Annotated in this window: 16 protein-coding genes; 5 read left to right on the top strand and 11 right to left on the bottom strand. The window is 72.8% G+C overall.

Annotation, left to right across the window (positions count from 1 at the left end; translation table 11 throughout):
* Positions 1–28: 28 nt before the first annotated feature.
* From AC3A5R_RS21090 to AC3A5R_RS21060, 7 genes are all read right to left on the bottom strand, one after another.
* Positions 29–931, bottom strand: a complete 903-nt coding sequence (locus tag AC3A5R_RS21090) for a dihydroorotate dehydrogenase electron transfer subunit (protein WP_487622732.1) — start codon at positions 929–931, stop codon at positions 29–31.
* Positions 928–4335: a carbamoyl-phosphate synthase large subunit gene (gene carB, locus AC3A5R_RS21085; RefSeq protein WP_487622731.1), complete on the bottom strand. Its 3408-nt coding sequence runs from the start codon at positions 4333–4335 to the stop codon at positions 928–930. The genes AC3A5R_RS21090 and carB overlap by 4 nt, the downstream gene beginning before the upstream one ends.
* Entirely contained in the window at positions 4335–5531 is a 1197-nt protein-coding gene (gene carA, locus AC3A5R_RS21080; protein ID WP_487622760.1) for a glutamine-hydrolyzing carbamoyl-phosphate synthase small subunit, read from the bottom strand. The genes carB and carA overlap by 1 nt, the downstream gene beginning before the upstream one ends.
* A gap of 20 nt (positions 5532–5551) precedes the next feature.
* Entirely contained in the window at positions 5552–6895 is a 1344-nt protein-coding gene (locus tag AC3A5R_RS21075) for a dihydroorotase (RefSeq protein ID WP_487622730.1), read from the bottom strand.
* Positions 6892–7905 carry an aspartate carbamoyltransferase catalytic subunit gene (locus tag AC3A5R_RS21070; RefSeq protein WP_487622729.1) on the bottom strand — a complete coding sequence of 338 codons (1014 nt, stop codon included), beginning with the start codon at positions 7903–7905 and terminating at the stop codon, positions 6892–6894. Before AC3A5R_RS21070 ends, AC3A5R_RS21075 begins: the two co-directional genes overlap by 4 nt.
* On the bottom strand, positions 7902–8492 hold the full coding sequence (gene pyrR, locus AC3A5R_RS21065; protein ID WP_413785816.1) for a bifunctional pyr operon transcriptional regulator/uracil phosphoribosyltransferase PyrR: 591 nt from the start codon (positions 8490–8492) through the stop codon (positions 7902–7904). Before pyrR ends, AC3A5R_RS21070 begins: the two co-directional genes overlap by 4 nt.
* A gap of 64 nt (positions 8493–8556) precedes the next feature.
* On the bottom strand, positions 8557–9702 hold the full coding sequence (locus tag AC3A5R_RS21060; protein ID WP_487622728.1) for a TDT family transporter: 1146 nt from the start codon (positions 9700–9702) through the stop codon (positions 8557–8559).
* 92 nt (positions 9703–9794) lie between these two features.
* On the opposite strand from AC3A5R_RS21060, the gene AC3A5R_RS21055 reads away from it, so the two are divergent.
* On the top strand, positions 9795–10700 hold the full coding sequence (locus AC3A5R_RS21055; protein WP_487622727.1) for a LysR family transcriptional regulator: 906 nt from the start codon (positions 9795–9797) through the stop codon (positions 10698–10700).
* Positions 10701–10727: 27 nt separating this feature from the next.
* Here AC3A5R_RS21055 and AC3A5R_RS21050 read toward each other — a convergent pair whose 3' ends face one another.
* From AC3A5R_RS21050 to efp, 4 genes are all read right to left on the bottom strand, one after another.
* Complete coding sequence (locus AC3A5R_RS21050; RefSeq protein WP_487622726.1) at positions 10728–11618, bottom strand: hypothetical protein; 891 nt, start codon at positions 11616–11618, stop codon at positions 10728–10730.
* An 83-nt stretch (positions 11619–11701) separates the two neighbouring features.
* The gene (locus AC3A5R_RS21045; protein ID WP_487622725.1) at positions 11702–12370 is read right to left on the bottom strand and encodes a hypothetical protein; all 669 of its coding nucleotides are present in this window, start codon (positions 12368–12370) and stop codon (positions 11702–11704) included.
* A 220-nt stretch (positions 12371–12590) separates the two neighbouring features.
* Positions 12591–13004 carry a transcription antitermination factor NusB gene (nusB, locus tag AC3A5R_RS21040; RefSeq protein WP_487622724.1) on the bottom strand — a complete coding sequence of 138 codons (414 nt, stop codon included), beginning with the start codon at positions 13002–13004 and terminating at the stop codon, positions 12591–12593.
* Positions 13005–13034: 30 nt separating this feature from the next.
* Positions 13035–13598, bottom strand: coding sequence for an elongation factor P (gene efp / locus AC3A5R_RS21035; protein WP_323101757.1), 564 nt, complete (start codon positions 13596–13598; stop codon positions 13035–13037).
* A 204-nt stretch (positions 13599–13802) separates the two neighbouring features.
* Between efp and AC3A5R_RS21030 the strand changes: the two genes are divergently transcribed.
* The 4 genes from AC3A5R_RS21030 (at position 13803) to AC3A5R_RS21015 (ending at position 18411) form a co-directional block, all read left to right on the top strand.
* Entirely contained in the window at positions 13803–15866 is a 2064-nt protein-coding gene (locus tag AC3A5R_RS21030; RefSeq protein ID WP_487622723.1) for a HelD family protein, read from the top strand.
* A gap of 92 nt (positions 15867–15958) precedes the next feature.
* Entirely contained in the window at positions 15959–17074 is a 1116-nt protein-coding gene (locus tag AC3A5R_RS21025) for a DUF3800 domain-containing protein (protein WP_487622722.1), read from the top strand.
* Positions 17071–17862: a DinB family protein gene (locus AC3A5R_RS21020; RefSeq protein ID WP_487622721.1), complete on the top strand. Its 792-nt coding sequence runs from the start codon at positions 17071–17073 to the stop codon at positions 17860–17862. The genes AC3A5R_RS21025 and AC3A5R_RS21020 overlap by 4 nt, the downstream gene beginning before the upstream one ends.
* A gap of 51 nt (positions 17863–17913) precedes the next feature.
* A complete protein-coding gene (locus tag AC3A5R_RS21015; protein WP_487622720.1) occupies positions 17914–18411 on the top strand; it encodes a pyridoxamine 5'-phosphate oxidase family protein in 498 nt (165 codons plus the stop codon).
* The last annotated feature ends 8 nt before the right edge of the window (positions 18412–18419 follow it).

The raw sequence follows: 18419 nt of genomic DNA, 5'->3' as shown, positions 1-18419 counted from the left end.
GTGGACGCGTCCACGGTGACCTCGACCATCAGTGACCTCCGACCTTGGGTGCGCCGACGCAGTCGTCGGGGACGTGGGCGTGGTTGCCCTCGAAGGCGTCCCAGCGGATGCGGTCGCCGCGGAACACCGGGCCCTCGACGCAGGACCGCGACATCCGGGTGCGGCCGTCGGCTCCGACGACGGGCATGACGCACGTCATGCAGACGCCGACGCCGCAGGCCATGGCCTCCTCGACGGCGACCTGCGCGACGGCGCCGTGCGCGGCCGCGACGTCGGTGACCGACCGGAGCATGCCCATGGGGCCGCACGCGTAGACGACACCGGCGCCGGTGCGGTCGATGACCTCGGGCAGCACGTCGCTGACCCAGCCCTTCCGGCCGGCCGAGCCGTCGTCGGTGGTGACGCTGACGCCGTCGCAGGAGCGTCGGGCCTCGACGACGCCGAAGAGGCGGTCCTCGCTGGCCGCGCCGAGCACCATCTCGACGTGGCAGCCGCGCTCGCGCAGGTCGCGGGCCAGCCAGAACAGCGGTGCGCTGCCGTAGCCGCCGCCGACGAGGACGCACGGAACCGGGTCGGTGGGCAGCGGGAAGGCCTTGCCGAGCGGGCCGACGACGTCGATGGTGTCGTGCGGCTGGCGCTCGACGATCCACCGCGTGCCGGGGCCGACGGCGGACACGACGATCTCGACGGTGCCGCCGTAGGTGCCGCTGGGGCTGACCTTGTGGATCGAGAAGGACCGCCTCAGCAGGGCGCCGGAGGACTCCCCGCCGACGGCGAGGGCGACGAACTGCCCCGGGCGGGCCAGCTCGGCGACGCCGGGCGCCACGAGCGTCAGGTGCTGGTAGGCCCCGACGCGTCGGGTCGCGATGACCTCGGCGACCTCCTGGGTGACCTTGGCGCGCTGGGCGCGCTCCGTGGCGGCGGCGCTCACGCGTCGGCCCCCACGGTGGTGGGCAGGGCGGCGGTCGTCGTGGCCACGGCGTCCTGTGGGCTCGCCTGTGCCGCATGCTCGTCCGCACCCTCGACGACCCGGGTGCCGCGGCCGTAGAGGTCGAGGTCGCGGGCGTGGTCCTGCAGCGACTTGACCCGCACCTCCTCGGTCAGGCCGGCCTCGATGCCGAGGACCGCGGCGGCGAGCGTCGCGATCGTCGTGATGATCGGCTTGTCGGCGCTCGTCGTGGCCGCGCGGATCGCGTAGCCGTCGGCGCGGGCGTCCTGGCCCGATGGCGTGTTGACGACCATCTGCACCGCGCCGGCCTGGATGAGGTCGACGATCGAGGGCTCGTTCGGGTCGCCGTCGCCGCGCTCGGTGATCTTGCGCACGAGCGTCGCCTCGATCCCGTTGCGCTTGAGCACCGCCGCGGTGCCGGTCGTCGCGAGGATCGTGAAGCCGAGGTCGACGAGACGCTTGACCGGGAAGAGCATGGCGCGCTTGTCGCGGTTGGCGACCGACACGAAGATCGCGCCGGAGCGCGGCAGCGCCGAGCCGCCGCCCTGCTGGGCCTTGGAGAACGCCGAGCCGAAGTCGACGTCGATGCCCATGACCTCGCCGGTGGAGCGCATCTCCGGTCCGAGGAGGGAGTCGACGGCGATGCCCTCCTTGGTGCGGAACCGCTTGAACGGCAGCACGGCCTCCTTGCACGAGACCGGGGCGTGCGCGGGCATCGAGCCGCCGTCGCCGGTCGGGGGCAGCATGCCCTCCTCGCGCAGCTGGGCAACCGTCGAGCCGAGCATGACCCGGGCCGCGGCGCTCGCGAGCGGGACGCCGGTGGCCTTGGCGACGAAGGGCACGGTGCGCGACGCCCGCGGGTTGGCCTCGATGACGTAGAGGATGTCCTGGGCCAGCGCGAACTGGACGTTCATGAGGCCGCGGACGCCGATGCCCTCGGCGAGCTGGCGCGTCGCCTCGCGGACGCGGACCAGCTCGGCCTCGCCGAGCGTCGCCGGCGGCAGCGTGCACGAGCTGTCGCCGGAGTGGATGCCGGCCTCCTCGACGTGCTCCATGATGCCGCCGAGGTACATGTCCTCGCCGTCGAAGAGCGCGTCGACGTCGATCTCGATGGCGTCGTCGAGGAACCGGTCGATGAGCACCGGGTGCTCGGGGCTGGCCTCGGTGGCCTTCTCGACGTACGTGACGAGCGAGTCGTCGTCGTAGACGATGACCATGCCGCGTCCGCCGAGGACGTACGACGGGCGCACGAGCACCGGGTAGCCGATCTCGCGGGCGATCGTCAGCGCCTCGTCGGCGCTGAGCGCCGTGCCGTGCTTCGGCGCGATGAGACCGGCCTTGGCCAGCACCTGCCCGAAGGCGCCGCGGTCCTCGGCGAGGTGGATGGCGTCGGGCGAGGTGCCGACGATCGGCACGCCCTCGGCCGCCAGCGCCTTGGCCAAGCCGAGCGGCGTCTGGCCGCCGAGCTGGACGATGACGCCCGCCACCGGGCCGGCCTTGGTCTCGGCGTGGATGACCTCGAGGACGTCCTCGAGGGTCAGCGGCTCGAAGTAGAGGCGGCTGCTCGTGTCGTAGTCGGTCGAGACCGTCTCGGGGTTGCAGTTGACCATGACCGTGTCGAATCCCTTGTCGCGCAAGGAGAACGACGCGTGGACGCACGAGTAGTCGAACTCGACGCCCTGGCCGATGCGGTTGGGGCCCGAGCCGAGGATGATGACGGCCGGCCGCTCGCGCGGCTCGACCTCGGTCTCCTCGTCGTAGGAGGAGTAGTGGTACGGCGTCGTGGCGGCGAACTCCGCGGCGCACGTGTCGACGGTCTTGTAGACCGGCCGGACGCCGAGGGCGTGGCGGACGCCGCGGACGACGGCTTCGGGCATCCGGCGCAGGCCGGCGACCTGGGCGTCGCTGAAGCCGTGCCGCTTGGCGAGCCGCAGCAGCTCGGGCGTCAGCTCGTCGGCGTCGGCGACCATGGCCGCCACGTCGTTGAGCAGGGCGATCTGGTCGAGGAACCACGGGTCGATGCCCGTCTCCTCGTGCACGCGCTCCACGCTGATGCCACCGCGCAGCGCCTGCTGCACGGCGACGATGCGCCCGTCGGTCGGGACCCTCGCCTCCTCGAGCAGGCGCTCGGACGCGGCCTCGGTCAGCTCGCCGTCCCAGTGGAACGAGGCGCCCTTCTTCTCCAGCGAACGCAGCGCCTTCTGCAGCGCCTCGGTGAAGTTGCGGCCGATCGCCATCGCCTCGCCGACCGACTTCATCGTCGTCGTGAGCGTCGGGTCGGCGGCCGGGAACTTCTCGAACGCGAACCGCGGCACCTTGACGACGACGTAGTCGAGCGTCGGCTCGAAGCTCGCCGGCGTCTCGCGGGTGATGTCGTTGGGCACCTCGTCGAGGGTGTAGCCGATGGCCATCTTCGCGGCGATCTTGGCGATCGGGAAGCCGGTGGCCTTGGAGGCCAAGGCGCTCGAGCGGGACACGCGCGGGTTCATCTCGATGACGATGATGCGGCCGTCGACCGGGTTGACGGCGAACTGGATGTTGCAGCCGCCGGTGTCGACGCCGACCTCGCGGATCACGGCGATGCCGATGTCGCGCAGCCGCTGGTACTCGCGGTCGGTGAGCGTCAGGGCCGGCGCGACGGTGATGGAGTCGCCGGTGTGCACGCCCATGGGGTCGAGGTTCTCGATGGAGCAGACGACGACGACGTTGTCGGCGTGGTCGCGCATGACCTCGAGCTCGTACTCCTTCCAGCCAAGGATCGACTCCTCGAGGAGCACCTCGGTGGTCGGGCTGTACTGCAGGCCCTGGCCGCCGATGCGGCGCAGGTCGGCCTCGTCGTAGGCGAAGCCCGAGCCGAGGCCGCCCATGGTGAACGACGGGCGCACGACGACGGGGTAGCCGAGGTCCTCGGCGCCGGCGAGCAGCTCGTCCATGGTGTGGCAGATGATCGAGCGGGCCGACTCGGCGCCGCACCGCTCGACGACGCCCTTGAAGGCCTCGCGATCCTCACCGAGGTTGATCGCCTCGACGTTGGCGCCGATGAGCGGGCAGCCGTACTTCTCGAGAACTCCGTTGTCGTGCAAGGAGATCGCGCAGTTGAGAGCGGTCTGTCCGCCGAGCGTCGCGAGCACCGCGTCGGGGCGCTCCTTGGCGATGATCGCCTCGACGACCTCGGGGGTGATCGGCTCGACGTACGTCGCGTCGGCGAACTCCGGATCGGTCATGATCGTCGCCGGGTTGCTGTTGACGAGGATGACGCGGATGCCCTCCTCGCGCAGGACGCGACAGGCCTGGGTGCCCGAGTAGTCGAACTCGCACGCCTGGCCGATGACGATCGGCCCGGACCCGATGACGAGGACGCTCTTGATGTCTGGGTTACGGGGCATCAGTTGGCCTCCTCGCTCGCCGAGAACTTCTGGTGGGTGGTCTGTCGGTTGCTCATGAGCTCCACGAAGCGGTCGAAGAGGTAGGCGGCGTCGTGCGGGCCAGCCGCGGCCTCGGGGTGGTACTGCACCGAGTAGGCAGGCAGGTCAAGGCATTCCAGCCCTTCGACCACGTCGTCGTTGAGGCACACGTGCGACACGCGCACGCGGCCGTATGCCGTGTCGCTGTCCTTGTCGAGGGGCGCGTCGACGGCGAAGCCGTGGTTGTGCGCGGTGACCTCGACCTTGCCGGTCGTGCGGTCCATGACCGGCTGGTTGATGCCGCGGTGGCCGTACTTCAGCTTGTACGTGCCGAACCCGAGGGCGCGGCCGAGCAGCTGGTTGCCGAAGCAGATGCCGAAGAACGGGATTCCGGCGCCGAGCACCTGCTGCAGCAGCTCGACCTCGCGGTCGGCCGTCGACGGGTCGCCGGGGCCGTTGGAGAAGAAGACGCCGTCGGGGCCGCCCTCGGTGACGCCCAGGACGTCGTCGAGCGTCGCGGTCGCCGGCAGCACGTGCACCTCGATGCCGCGCTGCGCCATGAGCTGCGGCGTCATGGCCTTGATGCCGAGGTCGACCGCGGCGACGGTGAAGCGCTTCTCCCCCTCGGCCGCCACGACGTACGGCTCCGCGGTGGTCACCTCGGCCGCGAGCGCTGCGCCGGTCATCTCGGGGCTGCGCAGCACTGCGTCGCGCAGGTCGGTGTCGGACGCGTCGGCCGCCGTCCCGCTGAAGATGCCGACGCGCATCGCGCCGCGCTCGCGCAGGTGACGGGTCAGGGCGCGGGTGTCGATCTCGCAGATGCCGACGACACCCTGGTCGGCGAGCTCGTCCTCGAGGTCGCGGGTGGAGCGCCAGTTCGACGCGCGGATCGCGGGGTCGCGCACGACGTAGCCGGCGACCCAGATGCGGGTGCTCTCGTCGTCCTCGGTGTTGACGCCGGTGTTGCCGACGTGCGGCGCGGTCATGACGATGACCTGGCGGTGGTAGCTCGGGTCGGTGAGGGTCTCCTGGTAGCCGGTCATGCCGGTGGAGAAGACCGCCTCGCCGACCGTCTCGCCGACGGCGCCGTAGGAGGCGCCACGGAAGGTGCGGCCGTCCTCGAGCACGAGCACGGCGGGCTCGCGCAGGCGCCGGGTGCGTCCCTGCCGGGCCGGCACGGTGAGCGGGGTCGAGGTGGTCACAGGTGGGCTCCAGTCGCGGTCGTCAGTTGTCGTTGCGTGTCTCGCTCGGTGCCCGCGCCGTTGCGGACGTCGTGGGTGACGCGTCCGGCGTGGACCGTCGTCACGACGGCCCCGCGGAACGTGCGTCCGTGCCACGGGTTGTTGCGCGAGCGGCTGCGGCTCGCGGCGGCGTCGACGGTGACCTCGCGGTCGGGGTCGACGAGGGTCAGGTGGGCGGGGGCACCAGCGGTGATGGCCTGCCCCTGGTGGGAGAGGCCCCCGATGCGTGCCGGGTTGGCCGACATGACGCGCGCGACGCCGGCCCAGTCGAGCAGCCCGGGTCGCACGAGGACCTCGCTGACCACCGAAAGGGCCGTCTCGAGACCGAGCATCCCGAACGCGGCCTCGACGAAGGCGTGCTCCTTGTCGTGTCGGGCGTGCGGTGCGTGGTCGGTGGCGACGGCGTCGATGGTGCCGTCGGCGAGCGCCGCGCGCAGGGCCTCGACGTCCTCGGCGGGACGCAGCGGCGGGTTGACCTTGTACACGGGGTCGTAGCCCATGAGCAGGTCGGTCGTGAGGAACAGGTGGTGCGGGGTCACCTCGGCCGTGACGTCGATGCCCTGCGCCTTGGCCCACCGGATGACCTCGACGGTGCCGGCGGTCGACACGTGGGCGACGTGGACCCGCGAGCCGGTGTGCCGGGCCAGCATGACGTCGCGGGCGACGATCGACTCCTCGGCGATGCCGGGCCAGCCGGGCAGGCCGAGCCGACCGGACACCTCGCCCTCGTGGCAGCAGGCGTCCGGGCCTGCGAGGCGGGGGTCCTGGGCGTGCTGGCTCACGACGCCGCCGAACGGCTTGACGTACTCCAGCGCCCGACGCATGACGCGGGCGTCGCTGACGCAGTGCCCGTCGTCGCTGAAGACGCGGACCCTGGCGCGGGAGCGGGCCATGAGGCCGAGCTCGGCGAGCTCGGCACCGGCCAGGCCCTTGGTGACCGCACCGACCGGCACGACCTCGGTGAGCCCGCAGGCCCGGCCGAGGTCGAGGACGCGCTCGGCGGCCTCGGCCGTGTCGGTGACGGGGTTCGTGTTCGCCATCGCGAAGACCGCCGTGTAACCGCCGGCCGCGGCCGCGGCCGAGCCCGTGGCGATGGTCTCGGCGTCCTCGCGTCCCGGCTCGCGCAGGTGCACGTGGAGGTCGACGAGGCCGGGCAGGGCGACGAGTCCGTCGGCGTCGAGCGCCTCGGCGTCGGCCGGGGCGTCGACGGTGCCGACCTCGCGGACGACGCCGTCGACGACGAGCAGGTCGGCCGCCTCGGCCCCGAGGAGGCGGGCCCCGCGGATCACGAGGGGGGTCATCGGGCGGCTCCTTCGGTCGCGGGGACAGCAGCGGGGGCGGACGGTGTCGGACCGGGCGCGTCGTCGCCGGCGAGCAGGTGGTAGAGCACCGCCATCCGCACCGCGACGCCGGCCGACACCTGGTCGAGGACGACCGACTGCGGTGCGTCGGCCGCCTCAGGCGCGATCTCGAGGCCGCGGTTCATCGGGCCGGGGTGCAGCACGAGGACGTCGGGGTTGCGCGCCACGAGGGTCTCGAGGCGGTCGCGCGTCAGTCCGTAGCCGACGGTGTACTCGCGTGGCGTCGGGAAGAACCCGCCGCTCATCCGCTCGCGTTGCACGCGGAGCATCATGACGGCGTCCACCGGGCCGTGCTCGCCGCGACCGTCGAGGACCTCGTCGAGGTCCCAGCTCGTGGCGAAGCCGTCGGCGGCACTCCAGGCGCCGATGCCGCTCGGCATGAGCGTCGGGGGTGCCACGACGGTGACCTTCGCACCCAGCGTCTTGAGCGTGATGACGTTGCTGCGGAAGACCCGCGAGTGGGTGAGGTCGCCGACGATGGCGACGTGCCTGCCGTCGAGCTCGCCCATCCGGTGCCGCAGCGTGTACGCGTCGAGGAGCGCCTGCGTCGGGTGCTCGTGCGTGCCGTCGCCGGCGTTGATGACGCTGCACCGCACCCACTGGGCCACCTGGTGGCAGGCGCCCGAGGCGTTGTGGCGGATGACGAGCGCGTCGACGGCCATGGCGTCGACGGTCATCGCGGTGTCGCGCAGGCTCTCGCCCTTGGAGGTCGAGGAGCCCTTGGCCGACAGGTTGATCGTGTCGGCCGACATCCACTTGCCCGCGATCTCGAACGAGCTGCGGGTGCGCGTGGAGTCCTCGAAGAAGAAGTTGATGACGGTGCGGCCGCGCAGGGTCGGCACCTTCTTGACCTCGCGGCGCTGGAGGTCGTGCATCGACGCGGCGGTCTCGAGGATGTCCTCGACGTCGCGGCGGCTCAGGTCGGCCGAGGAGATGAGGTGGCGGGTCATCGGGCCTCTCCCCCGCTGATCTTGACGGTGTCGACGCCGTCGACCTCGGCGACGCGTACGTGGACGCGCTCCTCGCGGGAGGTCGGCAGGTTCTTGCCGACGTGGTCGGCGCGGATCGGCAGCTCGCGGTGGCCGCGGTCGACGAGGACCGCGAGGCGCACGGCGCTCGGGCGGCCGAGCTCGGAGAGGGCGTCGAGGGCGGCGCGGATCGTACGGCCGGAGTAGAGGACGTCGTCGACGAGGACGACGACGCGGTCGTCGATGCCACCGTCGGGGATGCGCGAGCGGTGCGCGGTGCGCACCGGGTTGCGCCGCAGGTCGTCGCGGTGGAGCGTGATGTCGAGCTCGCCGACAGGCACCGGCGTGCCCTCGACCTGCTCGATGCAGGCGGCGAGGCGACGCGCGAGGGGCACTCCGCGAGAGGGGATCCCGAGCAGGACGAGGCGGTCTGCGCCGCGGTTGCGTTCGAGGATCTCGTGACCGATGCGCCGCAGCGCCCGGGAGATGTCGCCCTCGCTCATGACGTCTCTGGCGTCAGGAGGGGTGCTCGGACTGGTTGCAGGCGCACTCAGGTCAGGGCAGGTCACAGCCGCTGGACCTCCTTCCCCGCCTCACAGGACGGTGGTTAAAGGATGTCTTCGGCCACGGAGTCTAACGCGCCCCGGCACCGGTCCCGACACCGCGCCACTCCGTGAGAACGCGGACAACAGGGGCGGCGACGGCACGGACCGTCGCGCCGGCGCACAGGGTCCACGTGCCGCAGAGCACGGCGAGCACGACGCCGCCCGCGACGACCACGGACGCCTGCCCGCTCGTGCCGCCGAGGTGGTGCAGCCCGAGGGACACGGTTCCGACCGGGAAGGTCAGGGACCACCAGCCCGGCGCGAACGGCATCCGGCGCGCGAACCCGCGGACGGTCACGCCCACGGCCCAGGCGGCGAGCGGGGCACCGAGAGCGATGACGACGACGCCGTAGGCGACCGCGAGCGAGCGCACCTCCGACGCGACGCCGGACGTGAGTGACGGCGCAGCGGCCGCCGCGAGCGCCTGGGCGGCGGCGACCGACTGACCGACGATGCCGAGCGGGATCCATGCCGAGGTGGAGGCCGCGAGTGGCACCGGCGCCACCCGCCAGTGGTGGTGGTAGCCGACCGCGAAGACGACGACCCCGAGCACGAGCGCCGCGGGGAAGCAGGCCGCCGACACCGCGAGCAGCGCAACCGCGCCACCGGGGTGGTCGGACAGGTGCGGCACGAGGGCGGCACCGACGGTGGCCGAGACCATCGGCGGCACGACCGGCAGGCCCCACACGAACGAGGGCCTCCCCGCGGCGCCCCGGACGAGCTCGGCCGTGAAGCCGACCGCGGTGACGAGGCCGAGCACGCTGCCGATCGCCCACAGGACGAGCGCCACGGCGACGGAGCCGCGTCCCGGCAGGACGGCCAGCGTCGCCGACCCGACCGACATCACGCCCATGGCGACGGTCCCCCACAGGGCCCGGTCGGACGTGGTCGCCAGCGAGGCTCGTAGTCGCGAGGGGCTGCGGACGACCCGGACCGCGAAGCCGCCTCCGAGCCCGAGCAGGAGCAGCCAGGCGACGACGAGCGGGATCGCCGCCGCCGCGTGCAGGGGGCCGCCGCTGCCGTAGGTCGCGAGCAGCATCGCGAGGATGCCGGTGCCCATGACCGACGGGAACCACGCGGGCCCTGCCGGTGGCAGCGCCGGGCCGTCGACGCGTCGAACCGGAGACGTGGCGGACGGCGTCGGGACGGTGGACGTGAGCAGGGGTGTCGTCACGGGTCCACCCTCACGGGCGTGAGGCGTCGGGCGGAAGCGCGCACGACGCGTGGTGCCACAACGCAGACGTTGTGGCAGCGTAGTCTGGTGGCGTGCCCTCCGACCTGAGCCACGTGCCCGAGACCGGCCAGCTGCTCGCCCTGCTCGCGGTCGCCCGCCGCGGCAGCATCTCCGCCGCCGCCGACGAGCTCGGCGTCAGCCAGCAGGCGATGAGCACGAGGGTCCGAACCGCCGAACGGGTGCTCGGTGTCGCCGTCTTCACCCGCACGTCTCGCGGCGTGGAGCTCACGGCCCCAGGGCAGCTCGTCGTGACCTGGGCCGGTGACGTCGTCGACGCCGCCCGCGCCCTCGAGCACGGTGTGACCGGCCTGCGCAGCGCCGGCGAGAGCGTCCTGCGCGTCGCCGCGAGCAACACGGTCTCCGAGTGCCTGCTGCCCGGCTGGGCCAGCGCGCTGCGCGCCTCGACGACCGGCCTGCGCGTGCGGGTGCTCCCGGGCAACTCCGAGCACGTCGTCGCGGCGGTGACGGCCGGCGAGGTCGACCTCGGGTTCGTCGAGGGACCGACCGTGCCGCGAGGCCTGGCCCGGCGCACCGTCGCCTCCGATGCGCTGGTCGTCGTCGTGCCGCGCGACCACGCGTGGGCCAGGCGACGACGCGGCATCACCGCTGCCGAGCTCGCCGCGACGCCGCTCGTCGTGCGCGAGGCGGGCTCGGGTACCCGGCGCACCTGGGAGCGTGCCGTGCCCGGTCACGCCCCGCCGGCGCTGGAGCTGTCCTCCACCGGCGCGGTCCGCGACGCGGTCGTCACGACCGGCACGCCGGCGGTGCTGTCGGCGCTCGCCGTGCGCGGCGACCTGCGCTCGGGCCGGCTCGTCGCCGTGCCCGTCGTCGACCTGACGATGCCGCGCTCGATCCGGGCCGTGTGGAACCCGAGCCAGCGCCCGAGCGAGGCGGCCGCCGAGCTGCTCGCCATCGCCGCCGCCACCCGCGAGGCCTGACCCGGTCCGCCCCTCGGCCGAGGGCCGTCAGCAGCTGGCCGGGAGGGCGTCGCTCGATCCCGGGCTGCGGTAGTCGAGCCGGATCCCGTCGCCCCGCGGCACGGCGACGGCGCTCCCGTCGGTGCGAGTCCATCCGACGGGCAGGAACACGTACTGGCCGTCGGTGTTGAGCAGCAGCACCAGTCCCGAGTAGCGGAACGCATAGGCGGTCTGGCCGCCACCGGCGCAGCGCAGGACGCGTACCCCGTGGTCGGCCGGCATGCCGAGCGACTTGTCGCTGTACACCACGACGTGCGCGCTGCTGTCGAGACCGGCCGCGAGCTGAGCAGCGCGCTCGCGACCGACCGCCGATGAGTAGTCACCTGCGGCCCAGAACGACGCCAGGGCGACGACGACCGTGAGGCCGGTGACCTCGGCGATGCCGGAGACGCGCGAGTACGAGGGGCGGCGTGGACGAACGGCGTGGGCGGCGTAGCTCAGCAGTGTCACGCCGACGACGAGGCACCCGGGTGCGACCCCGACCCGGTCCGGGAGCAGACGGACGCCGAGGACCGCGAGGAGGCCGATCGTCGCCAGTACCAGGCCGACGAGGGCGACGGCGGGCGCGAACCGGCGACGAACGTCCGGACCGAACCGGCCGCTGCGCCGGACGGCCGGTGCCAACCAGAGCACGGCGAGGGCCAGCATCGCCATCACGACGCCGGGCACGAAGAGACCGTCCTGGCTCACCAGCAGGTAGTCGGTGTTGCTGAACCCGAGGGACGTCGGGTCGATCCCGAACCACCCGAACATCGCTGTGGTGCGCGACCAGCCGAAGTACACCAGCAGGGCGGTGACGAAGGTGACGGGCGCCACGACCGCGCCGATGACCTTCGTGACACCGGGCAGCTCGCGCAGCATGCTCGATGGGCCGTCCACGGCCTCCCCGACCGGGTCTGCGGACCGGGGTACGGTCGCGTCCGCCGAGGCCGGCGGGGGTGCATCGGCAGGGTGGGGCTCGGTCACGGCCCGCCGCCCTGTCCGGTGGCCGGTGTGCTCGTCGAACCCTCTGTCGCTCCACCCGAAGCGGCGCCCGACGCGTCGCCCGTCGTCGTGCTGTCGGAGGGCTCGGACGTCGACCCGTCGGTCGGCTCGGGCGTCCCGTTGTTCGCCGCGTCGCACTCCTCCTGGGACTCGGTCAGGACCTTCACGGTCGACCCCCGGGGCGCCGTCGTGCTGGGCGAGTACCCGAGGAGGCAGGCGCCGTCGGTGTACTCGAGGTGCACGCACAGGGCGTCACCGCCGCAGGCCGCGACGAAGGCGCCCTCGATGGCCGAGCGCAGCCCGTCCATCGAGGTGTGCGGATCCGGGATCGTCGGCACGTCGATCGGCGAACCGACAGCGCCGCCCGCACCGCTGCTGCCGCCGTCGCTGGTGCCGTCCTCCCCACTCGTGCTGTGGCCGCCACTGCCTCCCGCCGTGCTCGTCTCCCCGGCGGTCGTATCGGTCGACTCCGCAGGCGTCTGCGCTGTCTCGGTGATCGGCTCGGATGAGGACTCCGGACTCGCAGCGGTGGAGTCGACCGACGTTGTCGGGAGTCGCGAAGGCGCGGGCGAGCGCTCGCAGGCCGTCAGCGCCGCGACGCCGACCAGCAGTGCGACGAATCCCCCGAGAACTTCTCGTCCAGCCATGGTGCGTTCCTCACGACCAGTATTCCCCCAGGATCAGAGCAGCACGTCGGATGCGCTGATACGCCAGGGCGTCCGTTGACGCGCGCTACTGGGGGCATCGGCGGCAGGTCGCCAGAGGGCTCCACCTCGACTTACGCAGTCGGAGTCAGGACCACGAAGGGCACCCACCGGGTCGGTGGGTGCCCCTCGTCGGATGACGTCGCCGTCGCCGCGGGACGCCTCAGACGATCGTCGCCTTGACCTCGGCCAGGCGGCTGAGGAGGCCGTTGACGAACGACGGCGACTCGTCGGTCGACAGCTCGGTCGCGAGCGCGACGGCCTCGGAGATCGCGACACCGTCGGGGATCTCGTCGTTCCAGAGCACTTCCCACGCACCAAGGCGCAGCAGGGCCCGGTCGACCGCCGGCATCCGCTCGATCGTCCAGCCCTGGCTGTAGTCGGTGAGTGCGGCGTTGATGTCGTTCCAGTGCCCGACGACGCCGCGCACGAGGTCGGCCGTGTACGGGTTGTTGCCCGCGCGCGACTCACGGTCGCCGAGACGCTCCTCGAGGAGGGTCACGGCGTTGATGCCGCGCTGGTCGGCCTCGAAGAGGATGTCGAGGGCCCGGGCCCGGGCCTTGGTGCGTGCTGCCACGTGGTTTCCGCGTCCGATCAGTCGTCTGTGTCAGTCGTTGACGCGGCCGAGGTACGACCCGTCGCGGGTGTCGACCTTGACCTTGGTGCCGGTCTCGAGGAAGAGCGGCACGTTGATCTGGGCGCCGGTCTCGAGCGTGGCCGGCTTGGTGCCACCCGTCGAGCGGTCGCCCTGCAGGCCCGGCTCGGTGTGGGTGATCTCGAGGACGACGGACGCCGGCAGCTCGACGTAGAGCGGCGCGCCCTCGTGCGTGGCGACGATGGCGTTCTGGTTCTCGAGGAGGTAGTTCGCGGCGTCGCCGACGGTGGTCTCCGACACGTTGAGCTGGTCGTAGGTGTCGGTGTCCATGAAGACGAAGTCCGAGCCGTCCTTGTACAGGTACTGCATCGTCCGCTTGTCGACGTTGCTCGTCTCGACCTTGACGCCGGCGTTGAAGGTCTTGTCGACGACCTTGCCCGACAGGACGTTCTTGAGCTTGGTGCGCACGAACGCGGGGCCCTTGCCCGGCTTGACGTGCTGGAACTCGACGACGGACCAGAGCTGGCCCTCGAGGTTGAGAACCAGGCCGTTCTTCAGGTCGTTCGTAGATGCCATCTGCTGGAAACCGCTTTCGTGTGCCGGCCGGTGAGCGCCCCTCGGACGCGCCGGGACCCGGTCGCTGTTCTGACGTGGGAAGTTGCCGCGCAAGTCTAGCCGTGGGCCCGCCCTATCGCGGAATCGCCGGTGCCGCGCCGTGCGCCCGAGGTGTAGGCTCGCCCGTCCCCCATCGTTCCCCGGCCTGAGAGAGGCGGCTTCGCCATGCCCGCGTCCGACGCTGCGACGACCGAACCGATGCACGCCGAGCTGCTGCGCGAGCAGGCCTTCCTCGACCGGGCGCGGGCCGAGCTGAACCGGATGCGCGAGGCCGCCGAGGCGCTCGACGCGTCGCGGGCCAGCGACGCGATCAGCGGCGAGGTGCTCTCGCGCGTCCTCGCCCGCCGCATCGCCTCGTTGCAGGACGACCCCCGCACCACCCTCTTCTTCGGCCGCATCGACGTCGACCCCGACGGCCGGCCGGCGGAGTCGTTCCACGTCGGGCGCCGGCACGTCAGCGACGAGGCCGGCGACCCGGTCGTCGTCGACTGGCGGGCGCCGGTGTCGAGGGCCTTCTACCGCGCGTCGCGACTCGAGCCCATGGACGTCGTGCTGCGGCGTCGCTTCGGGGTCGACCACGGCCGGCTGACCGCGATCGAGGACGAGCACCTCGAGGCGCCGACCACCGACGACGACGGCGAGGGCGGCTCGCTGCTCGCGGCCGAGATCGAACGACCTCGCACCGGGCCGATGCGCGACATCGTCTCGACGATCCAGCCTGAGCAGGACGAGATCGTCCGCAGCGACGTCACGACGACGATCTGCGTCCAGGGCGCCCCGGGCACGGGCAAGACCGCCGTCGGGCTGCACCGGGCGGCGTGGCTGCTCTACTCCTTCCGCGAGCGCCTCGACCGCTCCGGCGTGCTTGTCGTGGGTCCCAACCGCGCCTTCCTGGACCACATCGGCGCAGTGCTCCCCTCGCTCGGCGAGATCCGCGTCGGGCACGCGACGATCGACACGCTCCTCGACCACGGCCGCGTCCGGGCCGTCGAGCCCGCGGACGTCGCCACCCTCAAGGGCGACGCGCGCCTGGCCGCGGTGCTGCGCCGGGCGGTGTGGTCCACGGTCACCCGGGCCACCGAGGCGCTGGTCGTGCCGCGCGGCGTCCGCAAGTGGCGGGTACCCGCGTACGAGGTGCAGGACGTCCTCGACGAGCTGGCCGCGCGCGGCGTCCGCTACTCCGCCGCCCGCGACCTGCTGCCGATGCGCCTGGCGCACCACGTGCTGCTCGGGATGGAGCGCGACGGCGACGCCCCCGACGACCGGGTGCAGGAGTCCGTGGCGAGGTCGCCCGCGGTGAGGAAGTACGTCGCGTCCGTGTGGCCGGCCCTCGACCCGCAGGCGGTGCTGCACCGGCTGTGGTCCGACCCTGATGCCCTGGCCGCTGCGGCGGGGGACGACCTCAGCGACGAGGAGCAGCGGATGCTCCTGTGGGACAAACCTGCTCGCGGCAAGGGTGCCGCGCGCTGGAGCCGGGCCGACATGGCCCTGCTCGACGAGCTGGCCGACCTGCTGACGCGCGTGCCGAGCCTCGGGCACATCGTGCTCGACGAGGCGCAGGACCTCTCCCCCATGCAGCTGCGCGCTGTCGGTCGACGCTGCTCCACCGGTTCCGCGACGGTCCTCGGTGACATCGCGCAGGGCACGACGCCGTGGGCGACCTCCTCGTGGACCGACGCCATGCGCCACCTCGGCAAGGACGCGCACGACCTCGTCGTGCTCGACCGCGGGTTCCGCGTGCCGGCCCTCGTCATCGACTACGCCGCCCGGCTGCTGCCAGCCATGGCCCCCGGCCTCGGTGCGCCCGTTTCGGTCCGCTCCCACCCCGGGCGTCTCGACGTCGTCCCCACGGCGCCGGGCGACCTCGCCGACGCGGCTGCCCGGGTCGCGCGCGACGCCGCCGCCGAGCCGGGCTCGGTCGGGGTCATCGCTCCCGACGCGATGGTCTCCGCCGTGAGCGCCGCTCTGACCACGGCCGGTGTGCCCCACGGGCGCCTCGACCTGGACCACGGCGACGACGAGGACCACCAGGTCGAGGTCGTGCCGGCGAGCGTCGCCAAGGGCCTCGAGTTCGACCGCACGGTCGTCGTCGAGCCGGCCGCGATCGCGGCCGCCGAGCCCGACGAGCGCACCGGCCTGCGCCGCCTCTACGTCGTGCTGACCCGAGCCGTGTCGGCCCTCACCGTCGTTCACGCCGAGCCCCTCCCCGAGGCGCTGCAGGCGATCTGACGTCGCCGAACCGGGGCCGATCGGGCGTCGAGCGCCGCGCGTCAGCAATTCGATGGCGCCGTGGCACCCGGCGGGCGAGCATGGGTCGCGTGGTGAGCGAGCATCGGCTGCCGCCCCAGGGCGGCCTGCCCCCGGCCGAGGAACCGGAGGGACCGTCGTCGCACGCCGTCGTGGAGATCGCCTGCGACGAGTCCGGGTTCTCCGGCACCAACCTCCTCGACGCCGCGACGCCGGTGTTCACCCACGCGAGCCTCGACCTGCGTCCCGACGAGGCGGCCGACCTCGCAGACACGCTCCGGTCAGGGGTGCGGTGGTCGCTCCACGAGGTGAAGTCGGGTCCCCTCCTTCGGGGACCGGGCGCGCGGGCCGCCCTCGAGTGGCTCCTCGAGCGCCTCTGCGGACGGGCACACGTGCATGTCGTCGACAAGGAGCTCTTCCTCGCCAGCCGCGTCGTCGACGTCCTCCTCCTCGAGCCCTCCTACATGGCCGGCACGCGACTCGTGCCCGGCGACCGGCCCGCCACGCTGGCGCTCTTCCGCGCCGGGCGCCGTCACCCGGTGCAGTGGCTCGCCTTCCTCGACACGCTCGGCGTGCTCCTGCGCACCAAGCGTCGCCACCGCCCCGACGCTGACCTCGTCGACGCGCTGCTCCGCGCACGAGACGACCTCATCGGTGCACTCAGGGTCGGCTCCACCGACGCGTCGACCGCCGCCGGCGTGCTGACCGCCCTCCGCCGCGAACGCGTCGCCGACGTGGCGGCACGGATCGCGGACGGCGACCGCTCGGTGCCACCCCCGCTCGAGCCGCTGCTGCCGGCCCTCGCCGAGACCGTGCTCTTCTGGAGCGGCGGGACGCGCCGGGTCAGGGTCGTGCACGACGAGCAGAGTGCACTGACCGCTGACCGGCTCCGGCGGCTGCAGGATGCGCTGGCCGGCGCGATGCCCGAATCCCCCTCTCCCCTGGCGGGACTCGTCACGGTCGACTCTCGCGACGACCCACGTGTGCAGGTCGCCGACCTGCTGGCCGGCGTCGCCCGCAGGTCTCCGGACGTGCTCGCCGACCCGCTGATGCGCCCCTTTCTGTCACCGACCTCGCTCATCGACCCGCTCCATCGGCCGGGTACCGACGCCACGACCGGTAGGGCCCGACCGTCGGTGCCGGCCGCTAGCGTCGGAAGGGCCGCACCGACCACCGAGGAGACGCGATGACGGCCACCCCCGCACCCGACCCGGCCACGCCCCGGGAGTTCCGCGACGCCGATCTGCGCGGTGCCCGCTTCGTCGACACCGACCTGCGGGGCGCCGTGCTGCGTGGAGTCGACGTCGACGGCGTGGAGGTCGACACGCCCTGGCTGCTCGAGGGCGGCGCCACCCTCCTGGTCAACGGGGTCGACGTCGCGCCGTTCGTCGACGTCGAGCTCAACCGGCGCTTCCCGGGCCGCGACACGCGCCGCGCCACCGATCCCGAGGGCCTGCGCGCGGCGTGGGAGGTGCTCCAGGGCACGTGGGCCGCCACCGTCGCGCGAGCGTCGGCCATGCCCGAGGGCACCGTCGAGGCCTCTGTCGCCGGAGAGTGGTCCTTCGCCCAGACCCTGCGCCACCTCGTCATGGCCACCGACGTGTGGCTGCGCAAGGCGATCCTGCAGGTGGAGCAGCCCTACCACCCGCTCGGCCTGGCCAATGCGGGCGCGGGCGACGAGGGCCTGGACCTGTCGGCCTTCACGACGGACACCCCGACGTTCGCCGAGGTGCTCGCGGCCCGCGCGGGCCGCGTCGCCCTGGTCCGCGACTTCATCGCCGACGTCACTCCCGAGCAGCTCGGGCACGAACGCCGCAACCCGTGGGCGCCTGATCGCGCCGAGACCGTCCTGTCCTGCCTGCACACGATCCTCGAGGAGGAGTGGGAGCACCACCGCTACGCGGTCCGCGACCTCGGCGCCCTCGCTGCCGCGAGCACCGATGTCGAGAACTCGCACGTGGCTCCGTCCATGGGGTGACGGGGCCCACCGACGAGGCCTCGAGGCACCACCACCGAGGAGGACGCACCCATGGAGCAGCAGCGCATCACCGAGATCCTGAACCGGCCCCGGAGCCGGGAGATGCTCGCGCGGGACATCGTCCGGCTCGGCTACGTCGCCGTCGACGGCACGCCGCGCACCGTGCCGATCGGCTTCTCCTGGAACAGCGCCGAGATCGTGATGTGCACGCCGCGCAACGCCCCGAAGCTGGCAGCCCTGCGCCGCAACCCCGCCGTCGCCCTGACCATCGACACCGAGGTGCACCCGCCCACGATCCTGCTCGTACGGGGCACGGCGCGGCTCGACGACGTCGACGGCATCCCCGAGGAGTTCCTCACGATGAACGGCACCTACGGCATGACGGCTGAGCAGCGCACCGCCTGGGAGGCCGACGTGCACTCGCTGTACGAGGGCATGGTGCGGATCGTCGTGACACCGACGTGGGCCAAGCTCATCGACTTCGAGACGACGCTGCCGAGCGCCGTCGAGGAGCTCTACCGACGCCGCGAGCAGCAGCGTCAGGGCTGATGGCCCCC

This window comes from Intrasporangium sp. Soil_C_50 (assembly GCF_057656595.1).
The sequence above is the reverse complement of the archived record's forward strand: the minus strand, read 5'-3'. Positions and strand labels throughout refer to the sequence as shown.

What these genes read in the sequence shown, in the direction of transcription:
- AC3A5R_RS21020 (WP_487622721.1), top strand. Translation starts at nt 17,071, where the DNA reads ATGACGGCCACCCCCGCACCCGACCCGGCCACGCCCCGGGAGTTCCGC.
- AC3A5R_RS21070 (WP_487622729.1), bottom strand. Translation starts at nt 7,905, where the DNA reads ATGACCCGCCACCTCATCTCCTCGGCCGACCTGAGCCGCCGCGACGTC.
- AC3A5R_RS21030 (WP_487622723.1), top strand. Translation starts at nt 13,803, where the DNA reads ATGCCCGCGTCCGACGCTGCGACGACCGAACCGATGCACGCCGAGCTG.
- AC3A5R_RS21075 (WP_487622730.1), bottom strand. Translation starts at nt 6,895, where the DNA reads ATGACCCCCCTCGTGATCCGCGGGGCCCGCCTCCTCGGGGCCGAGGCG.
- AC3A5R_RS21015 (WP_487622720.1), top strand. Translation starts at nt 17,914, where the DNA reads ATGGAGCAGCAGCGCATCACCGAGATCCTGAACCGGCCCCGGAGCCGG.
- AC3A5R_RS21045 (WP_487622725.1), bottom strand. Translation starts at nt 12,370, where the DNA reads ATGGCTGGACGAGAAGTTCTCGGGGGATTCGTCGCACTGCTGGTCGGC.
- efp (WP_323101757.1), bottom strand. Translation starts at nt 13,598, where the DNA reads ATGGCATCTACGAACGACCTGAAGAACGGCCTGGTTCTCAACCTCGAG.
- carB (WP_487622731.1), bottom strand. Translation starts at nt 4,335, where the DNA reads ATGCCCCGTAACCCAGACATCAAGAGCGTCCTCGTCATCGGGTCCGGG.